15 protein-coding genes and 3 pseudogenes are annotated in these 18,675 nt (G+C 68.8%); 7 read left to right on the forward strand and 11 right to left on the reverse strand.

What is annotated here, in order from left to right:
• Positions 1-246: 246 nt before the first annotated feature.
• From ACFYX3_RS30180 to ACFYX3_RS30190, 3 genes are all read right to left on the reverse strand, one after another.
• A complete protein-coding gene (locus ACFYX3_RS30180) occupies positions 247-537 on the reverse strand; it encodes a cation transporting ATPase C-terminal domain-containing protein (protein WP_389020201.1) in 291 nt (96 codons plus the stop codon).
• Between the two features lie 3 nt (positions 538-540).
• Positions 541-822, reverse strand: a complete 282-nt coding sequence (locus ACFYX3_RS30185) for a cation-transporting P-type ATPase (protein WP_389019912.1) — start codon at positions 820-822, stop codon at positions 541-543.
• 97 nt (positions 823-919) lie between these two features.
• Entirely contained in the window at positions 920-1,312 is a 393-nt protein-coding gene (locus ACFYX3_RS30190; RefSeq protein WP_389019915.1) for a three-helix bundle dimerization domain-containing protein, read from the reverse strand.
• A gap of 1,202 nt (positions 1,313-2,514) precedes the next feature.
• Between ACFYX3_RS30190 and ACFYX3_RS30195 the strand changes: the two genes are divergently transcribed.
• The 3 genes from ACFYX3_RS30195 (at position 2,515) to ACFYX3_RS30205 (ending at position 5,222) form a co-directional block, all read left to right on the forward strand.
• A complete protein-coding gene (locus tag ACFYX3_RS30195) occupies positions 2,515-2,871 on the forward strand; it encodes a fumarylacetoacetate hydrolase family protein (protein ID WP_389020204.1) in 357 nt (118 codons plus the stop codon).
• A complete protein-coding gene (locus ACFYX3_RS30200; RefSeq protein ID WP_389020208.1) occupies positions 2,774-3,016 on the forward strand; it encodes a fumarylacetoacetate hydrolase family protein in 243 nt (80 codons plus the stop codon). The genes ACFYX3_RS30195 and ACFYX3_RS30200 overlap by 98 nt, the downstream gene beginning before the upstream one ends.
• A 1,114-nt stretch (positions 3,017-4,130) precedes the next feature.
• On the forward strand, positions 4,131-5,222 hold the full coding sequence (locus tag ACFYX3_RS30205; protein ID WP_389019918.1) for a PP2C family protein-serine/threonine phosphatase: 1,092 nt from the start codon (positions 4,131-4,133) through the stop codon (positions 5,220-5,222).
• A 129-nt stretch (positions 5,223-5,351) separates the two neighbouring features.
• On the opposite strand, the gene ACFYX3_RS30210 is transcribed toward ACFYX3_RS30205, so the two are convergent.
• Complete coding sequence (locus ACFYX3_RS30210) at positions 5,352-7,748, reverse strand: SpoIIE family protein phosphatase (RefSeq protein WP_389019921.1); 2,397 nt, start codon at positions 7,746-7,748, stop codon at positions 5,352-5,354.
• Between the two features lie 909 nt (positions 7,749-8,657).
• On the opposite strand from ACFYX3_RS30210, the pseudogene ACFYX3_RS30215 reads away from it, so the two are divergent.
• Positions 8,658-8,816 (forward strand): annotated as a pseudogene (locus ACFYX3_RS30215) (IS5/IS1182 family transposase); the annotation flags it as partial.
• Positions 8,817-8,871: 55 nt separating this feature from the next.
• Here ACFYX3_RS30215 and ACFYX3_RS30220 read toward each other — a convergent pair.
• Positions 8,872-9,627, reverse strand: a complete 756-nt coding sequence (locus ACFYX3_RS30220; protein ID WP_389019924.1) for a DUF6193 family natural product biosynthesis protein — start codon at positions 9,625-9,627, stop codon at positions 8,872-8,874.
• 151 nt (positions 9,628-9,778) lie between these two features.
• Positions 9,779-10,294 carry a hypothetical protein gene (locus ACFYX3_RS30225; protein ID WP_389019927.1) on the reverse strand — a complete coding sequence of 172 codons (516 nt, stop codon included), beginning with the start codon at positions 10,292-10,294 and terminating at the stop codon, positions 9,779-9,781.
• A gap of 308 nt (positions 10,295-10,602) precedes the next feature.
• Between ACFYX3_RS30225 and ACFYX3_RS30230 the strand changes: the two genes are divergently transcribed.
• Positions 10,603-11,793, forward strand: coding sequence for an IS110 family transposase (locus ACFYX3_RS30230; protein WP_389020211.1), 1,191 nt, complete (start codon positions 10,603-10,605; stop codon positions 11,791-11,793).
• Between the two features lie 349 nt (positions 11,794-12,142).
• Positions 12,143-12,836, forward strand: a pseudogene (locus ACFYX3_RS30235) (transposase family protein).
• A 73-nt stretch (positions 12,837-12,909) separates the two neighbouring features.
• On the opposite strand, the gene ACFYX3_RS30240 reads toward ACFYX3_RS30235, so the two are convergent.
• From ACFYX3_RS30240 to ACFYX3_RS30260, 5 genes and pseudogenes are all read right to left on the reverse strand, one after another.
• Positions 12,910-14,055, reverse strand: a complete 1,146-nt coding sequence (locus ACFYX3_RS30240; RefSeq protein ID WP_389019930.1) for an SMI1/KNR4 family protein — start codon at positions 14,053-14,055, stop codon at positions 12,910-12,912.
• 841 nt (positions 14,056-14,896) lie between these two features.
• Complete coding sequence (locus ACFYX3_RS30245; RefSeq protein WP_389019933.1) at positions 14,897-15,451, reverse strand: dihydrofolate reductase family protein; 555 nt, start codon at positions 15,449-15,451, stop codon at positions 14,897-14,899.
• Positions 15,452-15,495: 44 nt separating this feature from the next.
• Positions 15,496-16,215 (reverse strand): helix-turn-helix domain-containing protein, encoded by a 720-nt coding sequence (locus ACFYX3_RS30250; protein WP_389020215.1) that lies wholly within the window; start codon positions 16,213-16,215, stop codon positions 15,496-15,498.
• A 16-nt stretch (positions 16,216-16,231) separates the two neighbouring features.
• Positions 16,232-16,828, reverse strand: coding sequence for a hypothetical protein (locus tag ACFYX3_RS30255; RefSeq protein WP_389019937.1), 597 nt, complete (start codon positions 16,826-16,828; stop codon positions 16,232-16,234).
• Positions 16,829-17,073: 245 nt separating this feature from the next.
• Positions 17,074-17,898: pseudogene (locus tag ACFYX3_RS30260) on the reverse strand (IS5 family transposase).
• Between the two features lie 593 nt (positions 17,899-18,491).
• On the opposite strand from ACFYX3_RS30260, the gene ACFYX3_RS30265 reads away from it, so the two are divergent.
• Positions 18,492-18,635 carry a hypothetical protein gene (locus ACFYX3_RS30265; RefSeq protein ID WP_389019940.1) on the forward strand — a complete coding sequence of 48 codons (144 nt, stop codon included), beginning with the start codon at positions 18,492-18,494 and terminating at the stop codon, positions 18,633-18,635.
• Positions 18,636-18,675: the final 40 nt, after the last annotated feature.

The following is an 18,675-nucleotide window of genomic DNA, read 5'->3' on the forward strand; positions in this document are numbered from 1 at the left end:
GCAGAGGCCCGCAGGTGAACGGTGAGGCCCGTGCGAGGGCGGCGAACCGTTGAGACAACGCCTGTCTCTCGCCCGGCGCGCCGGGAGCTTGCCGAGTTCCCACAGGCACAGGAGCGCGAGGGCCACCAGCAGCGCCCAGCCGAACTGCCGCGCATCGAAATCCGTCGTCCCGAGGAAGCGGCGGAAGCCGTCCCTCTGGATCGTCACCGGCACCCGCGAGCACGAGCCGGGTCGGCGCCACCCAGTTCATCTGCCTGCTGTCGACGGTGGACACGGTCGGCACCGTGTCCGTCTCGCTGTGGCACTCAGCCCGCCGATTCCTGCCGTGACCGGTACGGGCCGAGTGAGCACCGGCTCCCCGCGCGGCTGAGGTCTGCGCGGCATGAGACGGATCGTCCCCTGGTCGAAGCCCAACGCGAAGCCGAAGGAGGCGATGACCACGAAGTGGATCCACAGCGCCTGCGGCGGGGGGAACGGCTCGCCCGCCGTGATGCCGAGAACGGTGGCCCCGAGGACTGTCGGAACGAAGGTCGCCAGACGTCATGACCGCGCCATTGACGAGGCACCGGACCACCTGCCGCCCGGCGGCATCGACAGTTGAACGCAGGACTGATCGAGGAACCGGCGCCAGGCCGGAGCTCGCTGCTGCCTGGGCAGCGTGTTCGGGTCGTGCGCGGTCGGGCTCTCCACGGACCATGCCGCGGAGAGCCCGACCGCCGGATCGACGCCGAACGCGGCTGTGACATCCTCGGGGGCACGGGCGTACCACAGGCCTTCCGAATTCCGAGGCCGTTCACCCGCGGAGCCCGACCGCACCGTCATCGCTCTGCCTCCGATCCGTGGCCGCGGAGCGGCGGACAGGTCGCCCGCCGCTCCGGCAGGCCGGCCCTGTCCGCGCTTTCCGTCCGGCCGCGCGGTCTCAGTCCCTTTCCGGTCCGGGGTGAGCGCCGAGCGTCTCGGGGTTCGCCCGGCCGTCGACGACCTGGCAGAGAGCCACGCGGCAGGCGGCTTGGAGCGCCCTCCGGGACCTGCGCTCGACCAGGATCGGGACGTAGGCTCTGACCCTGGCCTGGCGGAACGACTCGTACGCTGTCCTGACTGCCGCCTCTACATCGACCGGGTCCAGCCAGGGGTAGGCAGCCCCCAATCGGGCCACCGTGTCCCGGAGGGACGCGAGTTCGTCCTGCGATCCGTGTGACAGGAGGTTCGGTGGACCTTCCGGGTCAGCGCGCTCGACCGGCCCGGAGTAGCCGGTCGAGCCCTCGACGGGAAGGTTCGCGTCGGCTTGAGGGGGTTGCTCATCGACCGTCATGGGGGGCACTGATCCCATGTTCCACGACCTCCTGACCGCAGAACCGCACATCTCGCGAACGCCACGAGAAGGTCAGCCACGGTCATTGTCTGCCCGCCCGGGCAAGATCGCCCTCCGAAGCCGGGCCCGGGAAGCGGTGGAAAGAGGCGCCGGTAGGTCCGCCGCGGCGCCGCTCGATGGAACTCGTCGTCCCGTGCAACGAACGAACAATTCCGGACGAGGCAGGGTTCAGTCCGAAAGTCGGTGGAGCGGGTGTGGCGCCGCTTCCCGGGAGTCCGTACATGCCTCGGGGGGTTCCCGCCTTCCACGGGCTTGCGATGGCCTCCCGGGTCGGTCCTGCGTCAGCCTTCTGCGTCGATCTCGGCGACGGCGATGGCGACGCCGAGCGCAGCGGTGATGTTGACCGACCTCGACTCCCGCACCCTCGCGGCCGGCGAGGCCGCCGGTTTCGGCGGCGAAGGCGTCCACGGCTACAACGCCTCGAAGGCACCTTCCTCGGTGGCGGCCTCCTCACCGGCAGCCCGGCCGGCCGCGCTGCCGCACAGGCCGTCGGATCACGACCCGTCCGGCCGGACAAGCCCGAGGCCGTCAGCCTCCTCGGCCAGGTGCTCCTCGATCCGCTCGATGATCGCTTCGGAGAGAGCCGGAGCCCGCCGTAACCGGTGATCGAGTCACTCCACGTCCGTCGTCACGCCCGGGTCAGCCTCTCTCCTCGTTTACGGAGTTTCATCAAACTCCGGACACAGTGCTTTCGGAGGAACTGACGAGTTGGTGACCTCCAGGATGTTGATCTCCACGCAGCTGCCGTGGCCGGAGCAGCTCGTAGAGATTTCGCCGGTCTCGCGGTGAACCGCGGTCGTCCAGGTTCCCGCCTTGACCGCGCCCGTGGCCTTCCCCCTTCCCTGTCGCGGGGAGCGGAGGGATCGCCGAGGCGTTGTTCGAGGGTCCAACCACCGGATGCCTGCTTGTGCTCGACGTTAGGAATGGAACCCGTTCGGGGTCCCCGAGTGCCGGTCTTGGCATCGCCACAGCGGTAACCGTGCGAACCGCACTGTGGGTCGGACGTTCCGGAGGCGCCGGTCGCAGGAGCATCCGTTCCCTTCGATAACCGCCAAGGTTCAACGGCGTCACCTCACAGCCGACCGTGGACCGGATCGGCCAGCATCAACGGCTCGCTCCGGTCCCACATTGCATCAGCGATCATTGAGCGCACACGCACCAAAGAACTCGGCCGGCAGCGTCCCCCCGTACCCTGCATGGGCCTCGCCCGCCCGCACACCACCGCAGGTGCGCAGACGGCCGTCCCACTCCCCACCTCACCTCACCTCACCTCACCTGCCAAGGGCATGGCCTGGGGCGTAGAACTCGGCGTCGTCCTCTCCCACCACGCCCACCATGTCCCCGCGGCCACAACCCTCCGCCACGTCGCCGGGTACCTCGTCGTCACACGCCTGCGCGCCGCTGACAGCCAGGCGGGACGGGCCGAGTCCGCATCGGCCCTGCTTCTCGACCCGACCCTGGTCACCCCCGACCACCTGCCCCAGGAGGACGAGTACTGACACTGACACCCCCCTCGACGGCCGACCAGTCCAGAAGGTCAACACCTCCGAGCTGTGCTTCGACGTCGCCACCCTCATCGCACACGCCAGCACCCTGATCCGCTTGAAGCCCGGCGACCTCGTCACCACCGGAAACACAGGATGACGCCCGCAACCATCCCCTCGCGCCTGGACAGAACCTCCATGTCTCCCTCAAAGGCTTGGGCAGCATCGACACCACCTCCATCACGGCTCCTATCTCGGAGAAGCGCGTGTGAGCGCACCGAACTCGACTGGCCGCGTGCGGCACCGAATCCTGAAGAAGTTCGCGGAAGAACGAGCTGCCAGAGGCCGCCCCAAGGCTCACACCGGGGGCGACCTCCCGGTTTCGACGAGTAGCGGTTCGCTCCGGCAAGCACGGCTACTGTCCAACCTCGGCTCGGCCACCACCGCCCCCATCACCAATGGGCTCCGCGCGTGATCTGGTCGGTCGGGCAAGCCCTGGCCACTGACGCAAGACCAAGATCCTGCTGGTGTCCTACTCGCCGAAGAAGCTCGGCTTCTTCCAGTGACACGAATAGAGGCGTCTGGCCTGGGATTTTGCTGGTCAGACTCCTCTCGCTTGCCCAGCAGACGCCTCACCCCGGCTGACGCGGTCCCATTCCTCCGTGGACTGCTCGACGAGACGGTTGGCCTGCCTCCGGACGCCGTCCAGGAGCTTGGCGTAGTAGCGGAAGAGGACCTCGATGCTCTGAGCCGCGTGACGAGCACATTCCGTCGGGTCCACATGGCCTGGCCCTCACCTGCGGGTGCCCGCGGCGTTGGTCGCGGAGCCTTCACGACGTGCGCGGGCAACAAGTCGATGTCATCCACCGGCTCAGGGGACACGAGCACCAAGCCGCCCGGCGATCCGGCCGAGGTCCATGGGCTGCCGGGCTGCGGGCCGGGCGGGTGCCTCCTCGGCCCGGTCCGTGCCCACCCGGGCGGATGGGCTCGTCGCCGACCGCGCCCACGGTCATGTTGCCGCTCAGCAGGAAGGACGGCCTGCCGCCCATCGGCTTTCAGTGCGGCCCGGTCGCTCGCCGAGCTGCTCCCTGATCCGCCGGGCGTCCGCAGGCCTGACGCAGCTGAAAGGACACTCCTGGCACTCGGTGACACCGTCCGTGACCTGTTCCTACGAGTCAGTGACCCGCCCTCGCGAGCGGGCAGGCGCGCTCTGTCACACGCGGAGCCCACTCGTCACATCGCTGAGCGGGCCCCTCGCGGATACTCTGGGATTCATGATCGAGTCCGGACGGCCGGAGCTCCGTCGGAGCTACGGCTACGGCAGGCTCGTGCGGCTGTCGCCGGTGATTCTGACCGTCGTGATCGCCGGCCTGGCCTACGCCACTCCGCCGGAGCTGGCCTTCAGCCGCCTCCTGCCCGCGGCTCCGGCTCTGGCCGCCGCGATGTGGCCGGTCCTACCGACCGTCCTCCTCGGGACCGTCTGCCTCCTTCTGATGATCGGCCTCAGCCTCGTCTTCCCCGATCTCGGGACGTGGTGGACGTGCGGGGGGATCATCGCGGTCACCGTGGCCGCCGCATACGGGAGCCATGTCCGGCTTCAACGGGAGCGCACCCTCTTTCAGGTACGGCTCGTGGCCGACGCAGCCCAGCAGGTGGTACTGCGGCCCCTACCGCACCGTTTCCGGAACGTCGAGATCGAATCGCTGTACCTCGCGGCCGCTGCAGAAGCCCGCATCGGCGGGGACTTCTACGAGGTCGTCGACACCGCGTACGGGGTGCGGCTGCTCATCGGCGACGTGCGGGGCAAAGGCCTGCCGGCAGTGGGGGCGGCCGCGGCGATCGTCAACGCCTTCCGAGAGGCGGCACACAGCGAGGCCTCCATGGCCGACGTCGCCCGCAGGCTCGACGCCAGCTGTGCCCGGCACAACGCCGACCATCCACCCGAGGCACCGATGGAACGCTTCGCCACCGCACTGCTCGTCGAGATCCCGCATCGGGGCAGCCGCATCACCATCGTCAACTGCGGACACCCCCCGCCCTTGATCCACAGCCTCAAGAACGTGCGCATCCTCGAGCCGTCCGTCCCATCGCCTTTGCTCAGCCTCGCGGAATTGATCGGCGACCAGTACCGTGCGGACGCCTTCGGCTTCGCTCCCGGCGAGCTCCTCCTCCTCTATACGGACGGGGTCGCCGAAACCCGCGCCCGGGACGGTGAGTTCTTCCCGTTGACAGCATGGATGCGCAGACAGCCCCCCACACCTCCCCGCGATCTGCTCACGGCCCTGCACCACGACCTCCTCCGTCACAGCAGAGGAAGCCTCGACGACGACATCGCCGCCTTGGCCGTACTCCTGCACACGCCATGAGCCGTTCCCATGGGCGAGGTGTGCCCCACGAGCCCTGGAGACTCGCACCGACTGCGCCGTCGCCGTCTTCCGAGGCGACGGCCTGGAATGCCTCGAACCCCTCCGCCCACGGTGGGCGGCGCGTGACCGTCAAGGCACGGGCAGGGCCTGTTCCGCCCAGATCGTCTTGCCTGTCGGCATGTAACGCGTACCCCAGTGCTCGGTGAGCTGGGCGACCATGAACAGTCCACGTCCGCCCTCCTCGTCGTTGCCGGCGTAACGGGCATGCGGTGAGGTGTGCTGCGAGTCGGAGACCTCACAGATGAGAGAACGGTCCCGGATCAAGCGCAGGCCGATCGGGCCGGAGGCGTGACGGATCGCGTTGGTGACCAGCTCACTGACGACCAGTTCCGTGGTGAAGGCCAGATCGTCCAGTCCCCACCGCTCAAGCTGTTCCGCAGCCATCGAACGTGCGCGTGCGACGAGCGCGGGGTCCGAGGGCAGCTCCCAGGCCGCCACCTGGCGTGCGTCCAGCGCATGGGTGCGCGCGACGAGGAGCGTCGCGTCGTCCCGCACGTGGTCCGACACCAGCTCCGCGACGATCTGGGCGCACAACAGGTCGGACGACGATCCTCGCTGCTCCCCGAGTACAGTCGCCAAGCGGCCCAACCCCACGTCGATCCCTTGCCCCCGGGCCTCCACGAGGCCGTCGGTGAACAGGACGACCAGGCTTCCCTCGGCGAGTGCCACTTCCGTTCCCTCGTACGGAAGCCGTCCCACACCCAGAGGAGGCCCCGGTGGCAGACGAAGGAAGCCGACGGGGCCGTGCGGCTGCACCACAGCGGGCGGCAAGTGTCCCGCCGCCGCCCAGGTGCTCGTCCGGGAAGCCGGATCGTAGATCCCGTAGACGCACGTCGCTCCGACGGCGCCACTGCCGTCCGAGCCTCTCACGTTCTGGTCCGACGCGTCCTTGCCGACTTGATCGTTCAGCCGGGCCAGGAGTTCGTCGGGCGCGAGGTCCAGCTCAGCCAGGGTGCGCACCATCGCGCGCAAGCGCCCCATGGTGGCAGCGGCTCCCAGCCCGTGGCCGACCACGTCCCCCACGACGAGTCCGACACGTGCGCCGGACAGCGGGATGACGTCGAACCAGTCGCCGCCGGCGCCGAGGTGGCTGTCGGCGGGCAGGTAGCGACTCGCCGCCTCGACCGCGCTCAGCCCGGGCAGCGATCGTGGCAGCAGACTGCGCTGGAGCATCAACGCGGCGGAGCGCTCTCGTCGGTACCGCCGGGCGTTGTCGATGCACACAGCGGTCCGCGACGCCAGCTCCTCTGCCACCGCCCGATCGCCGTCGTCGAAGGGTTCCGAGTCGTCGCCCCGCACGAAGGTGACAAGGCCCAATGGCGTCCCCCGCACGATCAGCGGGACGTACAGTCGTGTCGGCGCGACCACGGCGTCCACGGTTGTACGGCCCCCGGCCAGACCCTCGGCCTGCGACGATCCGGCGGCGTACGCGACCCGCTCGCCCACCCGGGAGGACTCTCCGTCGGAATCGGCCACGCGTACCAGGTCCCATGCCGTGACAGGCTTCGGTTCCTCTCCCTCGATCACCTCTGCCGCCACGTCGACCAGCACAGCATCGGCGTACTGCGGCACGGCGATCTTGGCGAGCTCCGCTGCCGTTCCGGACGGGTCGAGCGTCGCCCCGATCCGTGCACCGGCCTCCGCGAGGAGCGCGAGGCGCTGCTGCGCACGATAGTGCTCGGTGACGTCAATGGACTGTTCGCACACGCCCACGGGCTCTCCCCGGCCGTCCAGCAGTCGGAAATAGGACGAGGACCAGACACGCTCACGCCGCGGGTCGGCGGGGGCGCGCCCTCGGAAATGCACGTCGATGACCGGCTCACCGGTCTCGAGGATCTGTCGGACGAAGTCCTCGGGCGGCGCCAGATGCTGGGTGGTGAGGACATCGCCGGGAAAGAGTTCGGTCATGGAGCGGCCCAGCAATGCTGTGAGGTCGCCGCCGAGCTCCCGGACACTGGATGCGTTGGCCCACAGGAGGCGCGCACCGGGGCCGTAGATGGTCAGTGTCACCGGCGACTGGGTCACGAGCCCCTGCAGCATCGCCTGTCGGGTCTCCCACCAGCGAAGCTCCTCCAGCTCGGCCGCCATGAGGACGGCGGAGGGGGCCCGGCCGGTGGAGTCCCCGTCGAGGGCGGGGGTCAGGGGACGCAGAGTCACTGCCACACGTACGGTGTGTCCGCTGCGGTGGCGCACGTCCACGACGGCACTGCGTGTCCCGTCGAACCGCAGCCGCTGATCCGGCCGCCGTTCTTCCGATCCGTCGCGATCGGCGTGCGAGGTGACGAGCAGGTCCGCCGCCCGGCGTCCCAGTACCTGCGAAGCGGGATAGCCCAGCAGGGCCTCGGCCTCACGACTCCACCCGACGAGTACTCCATCTGCGGCAAGCAGGGCGAAAGCGGCCGGGGGCGGACCGAGGTGCCCACCTTCGTCCGCCCCGGCGGGAGGAGTGAAGGGTAGCCCTTCCATGGTCCCATCATCCTTCCGAGCGGTCGCGACCGCAGTGCACTCGGTCCAGTCCGGCGGCCACCACGCAGGGGCGGGGCGTTGCCCGCAGTGCTTTCGCTTCTGAATTCCGGTGGCACGGGGCGTGGCAGCGTTGCGAACGCTCTCGCGCTGAGGGCAGGACTTCGCGGGAGCCCTCCGGTGGCCGGTGATCAACCGGCGGTGACACGTGCCGCATCGGTGAGCGAGGCCCCCAGGTCAAACCCGTGGCGGACCAGCGGATCTCCGTCGCCGTCCCCACCGGTGGCAACGACAAGGACGCCCGGGGGCACGCGCAGTTGCGGGACGTCTCTTCCCCGGAATGGGAACCAGCGGCTGGGATCCGGACCGCGTCCGGCGGCCTCCCGCCGCTTCTGCGCGACGCGGCGGCTCCACCCCCTCACCCGGTCCCCGCCGCTCCCAGGTACCGCGCGCACCAAGATCCGGACCATTCCCGGACCGACTCCCCGCAAGATGCGGCAGATGTCATCTCTTACGCTGGTCAGCATGGGTACGGCTGCTGTACCACCATGAGACGAAGAACATTCTTCGGAGCTACTCCCCCAAGAAGCTCGGCTTCTTCTGAGGGCATGACAAGGGTGCTCGGGGAGGAGATCGCCCCGCCAGGCACCCCGGTCACTTGAGGAGGCACGAGGGCACCTACCTCGGCGATGTCACTCAGAGGGCGTTCAGCTCATCAATGCGTTCTCTTGCGCCGATATGGGCTTGCGATCGGTTGGGAGTAAGGGGGTTGGTGTGGTTGATGATGCGGGAGTGGCTGTCAGGCGGGTGTCTCGGTCTGGCTGCTCCTGTTTCATCCCAAGGCGCCGGTCTTCGCGCTGTTTGCTTCGAGCGCCGGTCCGCGCGCCGGGTCCGGCTGGGTAGCTCAGGCTCATGCCTGAACGCCGCCGATATCCCAGCGATCTGTCCGATGCCCGGTGGGAGTTGGTCGGGCCGGTCCTGACCGCCTGGCGGTCCGAGCACCGCGGCCGCGGCCTGGGCATCGGCCGACCACCGGACCACGACCTGCGGAGCCTGCTGGACGCGGTCCTCTAGGTGAACCGGACGGGCATCCCATGGCGCTATCTGCCGCACCACTAGCGGCACTTCATGTGGAATCTGACTTGTCAAGGTCATTGGCAGTCCCAGCGACTACCGGCCCGCATTCGGGGAGAAGGTGGGCGACGACCAAGGCGACTGCGTCGCGCGGATTGTCAGCCTCCCCGATGTCCGCCGGTCCTTGAGGCGAGCGAGTCTTCCACCAGGTGACGCGGTGTCTCCCGTCCACGGGATTAATCACTGGAACGTCGTGGGTGTAGGGGAATCCGGTGCAGCGGGTGAAGTTCAGTGCCCTATGACTGTGGAAAGGGAACAAGGCTCGAAGCTGTGGCTGGGCGTAAGACGCTTCGATGAGGTCGTGGTCGACGTGTGATGCCGCGGTCTGACGGTAGGTCGTCCACATGGTCTCGACCGCGGTGCCGCGCTCGTGGGCCTCGGTGAGCAGGCCGTAGCGGACGAACGGGCATGCGGATCGCAGATCTTCCAAGTTGGCGCCGGACTGCCAGACCCCGGTAGCCGTGGCAGCCTCGTTCAAACTGGTTGTCGTGCCCTTGGCCATCGCGACACCGCGTTCCCAGAAGCTCATGACGAAGCAGCGGTCCTGGATGCCCAGGTGAACGCTCGTCGTCCGGCTGTCGCTGTCCGCCCGGGCTCCTGATCGCTTCCACCCCGGAGCTCGTTCGGGCAGCACGTCGAACCGATATCCCGCCTGGCCAACGGCTTTCTGTAGGGCGATCTGGAGCGCGCCGTCCTGGCCGAGTTCAGGACAGAGACTGGCCAGGTCCGGGGCAGGTTGAGATGTCACACTTCGCCCTTCAGCTGGTGCCGCCGGTCGTGAACGGCTCTTCGCGGCTCCCCGCCGGCTGCTTGCTGTGCCGGACCTCGACGACGGGAAGCGACGTGGCTGTCGCGGGTATTCCGAACTGGCGAGGCGCCGGGCCGGCCGGGGCAGCCGATCAGTTGGGGATCGAGCAGTTCCGATCCGGCGCGCGCCCGAGGGGCCGGGCGACGGCGTCGAAGACAGCGACCTTGGCCGCCGGGTCGAGGTGGACGATGGGGACGGCCTTGTTGTTCGGGTTGCCGTACTTGTCGAGGCAGATCCACCCGCTGGCTCCCTCCACCCGAGAGGTGCCCTTCAGCTGCAGCCAGCTGTCGGTCACGTTCCTGAGCGAAGGCATCGTCACGGTGTTGGTCGTCTCGTTGCGGATTCCGGTGATGGCGGTGGTGACGGCGTCATAGGTGATGATGATGCGGCCATCGATCAGCTCGGCGGGGCCGATCGCATCGGGTGTCGTGCTGCCGCCGGTCCGGAGCAGATCGCTGAGTTCCTTCATCGCGGTCCTGGAACCGCCGGTGGCCTCGGCGCTCTGTGCGCCCCAGGCATCGGGGTGCGCGAGGGCGGAGTAGCGCACGGTGATACCGGAGCCCTTCTTCAGGGCGCCCCACTTGCCGGCGAACTTCTCGTCGACCATCAGCGTGGAGGCGTGCGAGCCGGTGATGACCGTGAGCCTTTTCCAACCTCACGCCTCGGCGTGAGGTTGGAAAAGGCTCCCTACGTTGTACACCGGGACAGGGCGAACCCTTCGTATGGTTCTCCCACCCAGGGGTGCCGGGTGTGGTTCAAAAGGCTCTGCCGCTTGTGGCTTCCACTGATTGGCCGCCCGGCGCCCCACGACGACTCGGCTGCCAATGAGGAATTGCGAATGATCGCTCCGTAGGGAATCGACAGCGAGGTCGTCCGTCGGGAGGTACCCAGCACACCCCACCACACGGAGGCATGATGGCCGTTATCCGGGCCGGCATCGACGCAGGCAAGACCCACCACCACTGCGTCGTGATCGATGAGAGTGGCCGCCGACTGCTGTCGCGGCGCGTCGCCAACGACGAGCCCGAACTCCTCGAACTCCTCACCGACGTCCTGGCCCTGGGCGACGAGGTGACCTGGGGCATCGACCTGGCCGACGGCGGAGCCGCCCTGGTCATAGGCATCCTCCTCAACCACGACCAGCTGGTGAACTACATCTCCGGCCGCGCCATCCACCGCGCCTCAGAGAGCTATCGCGGTGAAGGCAAGACCGACGCCAAGGACGCCGTCGTCATCTCCGACCAGGTCCGCATCCGCCGCGATCTGCACCCCTTGCGCCCCAGCGACGAAACCGTCATCGACCTTAAGATTCTCACCGGTCGGCGCATAGACCTGGTCGCCGACCGCACTCGCACCGTCAACCGGCTGAGGGCCCAGCTGACCGGGATCTTCCCCGGCCTGGAGCGGGCCCTGGACCTCACCAACAAGGGCCCGCTGACCCTGCTGACCGGCTACCAGACTCCCGCGGCTATCCGCCGGCTCGGTGCCAGACGCCTGGAGACCTGGCTGCGAAACCGCAAGGTCCTCCGAGCCGACCAGCTCGCCGAGGTCGCGGTCGAAGCGGCCGAGCGCCAGCACACCAGCCTGCCCGGGGAGAGGCTGACCGCCCAGATGGTGCACACCCTGGCGATGGAGGTGATGACCCTCAACGAGCAGGTCGCCGGACTGGACAAGCTCATCGAGGCCCGGTTTCGCGACCACCGCCACTTCGACGTGATCACCAGCATGCCCGGCCTCGGCATCATCCTCGGCGCTGAGTTCCTGGCCGCTACCGGCGGCGACATGTCCGTCTTCGGGACCCCCGACCGCCTCGCCGGCTTCGGCGGCGTCGCCCCGGTCCCGCGCGACTCGGGAAAGATCAGCGGCAACCTGCGACGCCCGCAACGCTACAACCGACGGCTCCAACGCGTCCTTTACACCTCCGCGCTGTTCAGCATCCGACGGAGCGACGAGTCACGCCGGTTCTACGATCGCAAAAGCGCAGAAGGCAAGCGTCACACCCAAGCCGTCCTTGCCCTCGCCCGCCGCCGGGTCAACGTCCTCTGGGCCCTCCTCCGCGACGGGCGGTGCTACGAGCTCACGCCGCCGAACACCCTCGCAGCTTGACAGACGACATGAGGAATCAGTGCAGCACAATGTCGGCATACCAACAACGGGAGACGCCGAGTAGCCGCCCGCCCGCGGAGAGCCATAGGCAAGCACCACACCCGCTTCAGCCCCGACCAATGGCGTGCCTCGCACTCAAGCTTCGGTGAAGACCTCAACCTTCGGGGCGAGATGTCACCGGCTTCGACTACTGAGCTTCTTCGAGTTGGCCACCGATCGGGTGATGGTCGTGAAGCGTAACGAACGAGGCCCCCGAGCTGTTGATCGAGATGTCTGACGTCTCAAGCACGTTGCTCGGGGGCCTCGTTGGTCATCCATCCTGCCGCATGCGCTCGTGGAGTGGGTCACCATGCTGGTGGTCACTCGTGAGGGCGACCGGCGCTGCAAGCTCCGTCCGTCCCAGCGGGCGATGGTGGCACTGGTGTACCTGCGAGAGCACACCACTCCGGCGAAGATCGCCGCCGGGTTCGGGATCAGCGAGTCCACCGCCCACGCCCACACCCGCGCGGTCGTCGACCTGCTCGCCGAACGAGCGCCGGGTCTGCTCAAGACGCTGCGCGAGCACGATCCCGACTTCATCCTGCTCGACGGCACCCTCTCCGAGTGTGACCGGGTCGGCGACGGCCGGGCCGACCACTCCCACAAACACCGGCGCCACGGAGTGAACGTGCAGGTCGTCACCGACCCGGGCGGCCGGCTGCTGTGGCTCTCGCCCGCCCTGCCGGGCCGCACCCACGACCTGACCGCCGCCCGCACCCACCGGATCATCCGGATCTGCGAGCGCCAGGGCGTCCCCATCCTGGCCGATCTCGCCTACCAAGGCGCCGGCCCGTGGCTGACGACCGGCATCAAACGCAAGCCACTCCAGGAACTCACTCCCACCGAGAAGACCCTCAACCAGGCGCCGGCCGCAGCACGAGCGCCCGTTGAACGCGGTGTCGCGAGCCTGAAAGTCCTGGCGGATCTTCCGCAGGGCCCGATGCAGCCCCAACCGCATGACGCCAATCGTCAAGGCCATCCTCACGCTGGAGCGACAGCGCTGAAGATCCTTAGTGAGCGCTTCGTCTGGCGATAACCGCCACATGAAGCGCTCACCCGGAACCGAAACCCCAGGGTTCAGTCCTGATCTTGGCTGTACTGGGCCGCGTACCAACTGGAGTCGATGGCGGGGTTGCGCAGCGCCCCCCAGAATCGGTCGTCAGGTATCGGCGGCAGGGGCTGATTGCCCAGGTCCGCATGCAGGTCCGCACGCCAGTCGAGAGTGAAGTGACTCCGGGTCTCCGCGCTCTCGCACACGGACCTGTACGGGGACCCCCAGATCCCGAGGGCTATCTTCTCCGCGGCCCACCTGCGTGTGTGGTCTCGGCTGCTGTCGGCCTGTGCGAGCACCCCGCGGAGTCGCAAGGCGAGCGGGCCGGTCTGGTCCGGCTGTGGCGGGGCCACACCGCGCTCCCACGCGTCCAGGGCTTTCTTGACCTCCGGGTAGTTGTTCAGGCCCGTTTCGACCGCCAGTCTGCGCAGCTGCTTCCGCGCGGCGTCGACCACCTGCTCATACGGCAGGACTGCGATCAGCGCACCGAGTTCCTCATGCCCATCCAGGTGGCTCACGTGGAGGAGGTCGGTGGGACTGTAGGACAGGTCCAGCTCTGGCAGCTGCTCGTCCGGTGCGGGAAGGGGCTCGTCGGCACTGTACTGCGGCCTGGCAGGCGGACGCCCCTCCCAGAACAGCCGGCCGTTGAAGGTGACGACACCGGCGTCCTGGCCGCGCTCAAGCGTGCCGGCCAGTTCGGCCAGATACTCACCCAGCGAGTCGGCCTGCCCGAAACCGGTGCCGGTCTCGTCGAAGAACCGTCCGATCGCACCGAAGGAGTCCCGCCCGGTACGGCAATCCATCAGAAGACCGTCCGACGTCACGTCGTAAGAACCGAACTTCACGTAATCGTGAAGCCAGTAGCCCTCGGTCTCCCCGTCGAGGCCCTGGTCGATGCCGCGCATGAACCCGGTGTCCCCGAGGATTCCGCTCACTCCGAGCAGCCGGTCGCCCGTGCTGAAGCGGAAAGCCTCAGGTCCCTCCAGCGCCCCGTTGTGCCGGAGGAGTGAAGCGACCAGGTCCGGAGGAAAGGTGACCCCCAGTTCCTGTTGCGCTGCTGCGATCTCCTCGCCGCCTGCGGGCGGCCGAAGCGTGGCAAACGTGCGGGGCGCGTGCTCGCGCAGCCACGCGTCGATGCGAGTCCATGAGTCCTGGACCAGGTCTGATGTCATAGGGCCGACCTTAGAACCAGCGGCTGACAACAGCTTGATCGTCGCTCACCGGCCTTGCCGCCGGGTTGGCGTTCAGGCCGGCAAGCTTCGAGTGGCCCCTTGTCCCGGCTCACCAGGCTGCTGGCACCGGACGCTGCAGCCGCCCACTCGACGCTGAAGCGCTCAGTCGCAGTCACCCGATCGGTGGCCAACTCGAAGAAGCCCATTCTTGCTGGCCAGAAGGCTGCCTCGCTCGTACCACCAGCAGACGAAGAACATATTGCAGAGTCACAAGTCCCAAGAAGCTTGGGTTCTTCTAGGAACACAGAGAGACGCCTGGCCCGGGTTCCGGCCGGGCAGGCGCCTCCCGCTGGTGGTGCGGCGGAGCCGGCCCCGCCGGCGAGACCGTCAGGATCGACCTACCGGAGGCGGGATGGACCGGTTCTCTGCGCCGGCTCGCGTATGACGGCGGTCGTTCCCGCTCACCGCTGCGGGGCAGTCCCGTATTCCCACCGGGTGCACATGCCGCTCGACCCGCGCGAATCCGTCCGACCCGTTCAGTGAGGGGTGCTCGCCCCAGACCGTGATGTCCTGGACCGTGACCTCCCGACGCCCGGGCCCGAACGCCGCGTCGAGCGCCTCGCGCAGCCGGTCGCCGGCCGTCGCACGGCACTGGGCCACCGCCGAGACGTGAGCGGAGTAGCGGCCCCCGAGTTCCCCGCCGGGGTCCCCCAGGCCAGAACGGCCCACAACTCCGCCCGGCGCAGCCGGGCCTCGGCGTGGCGCGGAGCAGTCCGATTACCTCAGGCCAAGCACTCAAGATCAGCGGCCTGCACACCGCAAAGGCCCCACGGAGGACCTCTCAGCGCTCCGGTCGGTAGGTCGCGATGATCACTCCGCTGCTCGTGGGCCGGGCACTCACCAGCTCCATCTTCTTCAGGGCGGCATCATCGGCGAACAGCTTCTTGCGCCCCTCACCGGCCACCACCGGGTGGATCAAAAGGACCAGTTCGTCCAGGAGGTCCAGCTCCAGCAGCGAGCGCACCAGCGTCGGGCTTCCCGCGACGGTGATGTTCTTCCCCTCGCCCGCCTTGAGCTCCTCGATCGCGGTCGCCAGCTCGCCACGGACGAGTGTGCTGTTCGCCCAGTCGTCGACGCTGTCCAACGTGGAGGAGACCACGTACTTGGGCGAGTCGTTGATCCACTTGGCGAAGGCCGCGTCCTCCCCGCTGGTCACCGTCGGCCAGTACCCGGCCCACTCGGTGAACGTCGCACGGCCCAGCAGGATCGCGTCGGCCGTCTCCAGCGTCTCCGCCAGCGCGGCGCCCATCTCCTCGTCGAAGGCGAACTGCCACTCGTTCGGCGACTGGGCGACACCGTCGAGCGAGACGAACAGACCGGAAACGACCTTGCGCATGATTCCTCCATGATGCGTACGGGTTTGTCGCTGCGTCAGGAAGGCTATGCGGGCGCCGAGGGCGAGGGCTTGTACAGAAGCGACAGCGGCTCGGCCGTGTCCGGGGCGCTCAGCCGAGTGGCGGTGCGGCCGATGTATCGGGTCAGGGACCGTGCCAGGTGCGGCTGGTCGAAGTACCCCAGCCGGTGTACGACGTCCTGTGCCGGAACGCCCTCCTGGATCAGTACCGCCGCCTGGCGGGCACGGTGGATCTGCCGTATGGCGCCCCGGGTGAGGCCCGTCACGGCGACGAAACGCCGCTGGAGGGTGCGTTCGGAGACGTCGGGAACCGCCCCGTCGAGGACGGCGGGCACGATCGGGTCGCGGTCCACGATGCCCTCGCGTACCAGGCGCCGTACGAACGCCTCCGCATTGTCGTAATCGGGCACGTGCCACGCCGAGCCCTTCAGCCACACGGACCGCCGTGTCACGTCGGGAATCTCCGCGCCGCTGCCGACCAGCCGACTGATCGGTACGTGCGGCATCGAAGTACCGACGGCGAAGCTGATGCCGAAGAACGTGGCGTCCTTCGGGACGGGCGCCAGGCCGGCCTTGGGCTCCGGGCCGAGTACCGCAGCCTGCACCCGGCCGTCGTGCTCCCAGAAGACGAGCTCCCAGTGCGCGTTCGCGATCGACGTCATCCGCCCCACGTCATCGCTTCGGCTGCGCCAGACCCGCTCGATGTGCGGCAGCTCCGAAGGGCGGCTCTCGATCTCCAGCCCCAACCGGATCAACCCCCGCTCACCGCTGCTGCGTGAGCCGCCAGTCTGCCACGCCGTCCGGACGTGGCAGAGACGGTCCCCGGCCGGCGGTGACCGCGTCCAGCAGCTGGGCGTCGATCCCGGAGCCCCGGGCGCGGCTCGCCACGGCAAGCTCGTCGACCTCGCGGGCGCCGCACAACCAGTCGGCTGTGCGGCGCTTGCCGAGCGCCTCCCCCACCGCCGCCAGCGCCGAGTCGTACTCCCTTCGGCGTGGCGACTCGTCCGCCGTGCCGATGGCGCTCTGCCAAGCCGCCAGAGCCAGTTGAGTGCCATCGGTACGGCCCAGGAACGTCACGTATGCCGCCCGCCGCACCGCCCTCTGGTTCGCCAGCGCCTGTTCCGTGAGCGTCCGGCGGGACACGTCGAGCTGCGCTGTGGCCTGGAGCCGACCCGCGTCCCAGGCGGCGGCCGCCTGTTGTCGGCCGGCCTCCCAGGCGGCAGCGGCCTGCCGCTCCCCCGCCGCCCACGCGGCTGCTGCCTGCCGCTTCGCGGCAGCGAGGGCGAACACCCCCGTCAGCGCTCCGCCGCCGATCGCGGCCCCCGCGGCGACGAGCGCCGTCAGCACGGCGTCGTTCACGCCGGACGCCCAGCGTCCCGCCCCGCTCCCACACCCTGCATCAACCCGCTCACCCGCAAGGCCGACGGTCGCGTAGGTCCCTCATTCTGCCCAGCCGGACCCGCGGGAACCCGCGCCGCCGCCCGGAATCGGGTACGACTCGAGCTCACACTTCCACTCCCATGACCCGTACTGGTCACATGCAAGTGGCCCCGCAAGGCCCCGATTCCGGGTCTCCGTCGTGGGACTGGGGGGTGCCCGGAAAGTCATGGGAGCCGGAGTTGGATGCCGGCGAGGGTGACCACGGCCCGGTAGTGGACGGCTTGTTTGTCGTTGCGGGTGGCCAGGGCCCGGTTCTGCTTGAGCCTGCTGAAGCATCGCTCGATGGCGTTCCTTCGCCGGTAGGCGGCCCTGTCGAGGGGCAGAGTGTCTCGCCGCGGCGAATGCGGCCGTCGATCTGGTCGATCCGCTCCGGGATCGTCGCGGCGATCCCGCGTCTGCGCAGGTAGGCACGGATCTTGCGGGCGGAGTAGCCCTTGTCCGCGACGACGCGGTCGGGCCGGGTCCGGGGCCTGCCCGGCCCCGGCCGGGCGATCTCGGTCCGGTCCATGACGGCCTCGAACTGGGTGCAGTCGTTCGCGCTCCCGCCGGTCAGGGTGAACACCAGCGGCCGGCCCTGGCCGTCGCAGGCCATCTCGCTGGTCAGCCCGCCGCGCGACCGGCCGAGGGCTTCGCCTTCCCAGGGCCCCCTTTTCGGGCCCGGCCGCGTGCTGATGGGCCCGGACCGTGGTGGAGTCGACACACGCGATCGGCCAGTCGACGGTTCCGACGGCGTCGCGGTGCTGCTGGACGTGGGCCAGCAGTCGGTCCCAGGTGCCCTCGGCGGACCAGTGCCGGAAGCGTTCGCAGACCGTCTTTCACGGTCCGTAGCGTTCGGGCAGGTCACGCCAGGCAGCCCCGGTGGACAGCTTCCACAGGATCCCGTTCTCCACCTGACGCCTGTCCCGCACCGGCCGACCCATCCGGCCTGGTGCCGGCAACGGAGCGATCAACGCCCACGATTCATCCGTCAGTTCATATCGACGCACCACGAACGGAGCAACGAGCCATCAACTTTACGGACACGCCCTAGTGGTCCCGGCGCGAGCGGGCATCTTGGGCATAAGGGGGGCAGGGCTCAGCGTCCATCGTCCTTCGGTGCGAACTGCTCCCGCCCGGCGGTCGCTCTTCGGGGCCAGGGACGGGACCGACCAAGATCCGGGCCATAAGCGGACCAGCCGCCTGCAGCTTGGCAGAATTCACAGCCGTTTCCGCTGGCCAGCGGCCCACACGGGGCGTGTACCACCAGCACACGAAGAACCCTGTTCGACGCCGGGGCCGCCGAGGGTGCCCGCAGGGATGGGGGCACGCAACCTGGCCGGGCTCACAGGGCACGGCACCCTCGCGGGGTGCCGCCTTACCCCTCGCCCCCCCTGGAGACGGTGCTGGGCGAGGCGGACAAGTGGCCGGGCCGTCCGGACGAGCCACTGAACCTGGCGATGTTCGAGGACGCCGTGCGTGAGGTCGACTGGACGGGCTTCGACGACGCCCACCCGGACACCGAGGCCGCTCGCCTCGACCTCGGCGCCCGTCTGGTGGCCGCTCCGCCTCCGATGCGGGGGACCCGACCTGTCCCCCGTCCACGGTGTTCGCGGCCTACAACCGATACCGCGGGACGAAGGACACGCAGGTGTGGCCCTTTGCGGACCACAGAGGCGGACACGGAACCGAGCGGCATACACAACTGAACCGGATCAAGGACCAGGGTCGGCTGCCGACCCGGATGTGACGCGAAGGCGGCGCGATCGCTCCGACTCCATGCAGGAGCC

It is taken from the genome of Streptomyces sp. NPDC002463, assembly GCF_042889835.1.
GTDB classification, from domain to species: Bacteria; Actinomycetota; Actinomycetes; order Streptomycetales; family Streptomycetaceae; genus Streptomyces; species Streptomyces nymphaeiformis.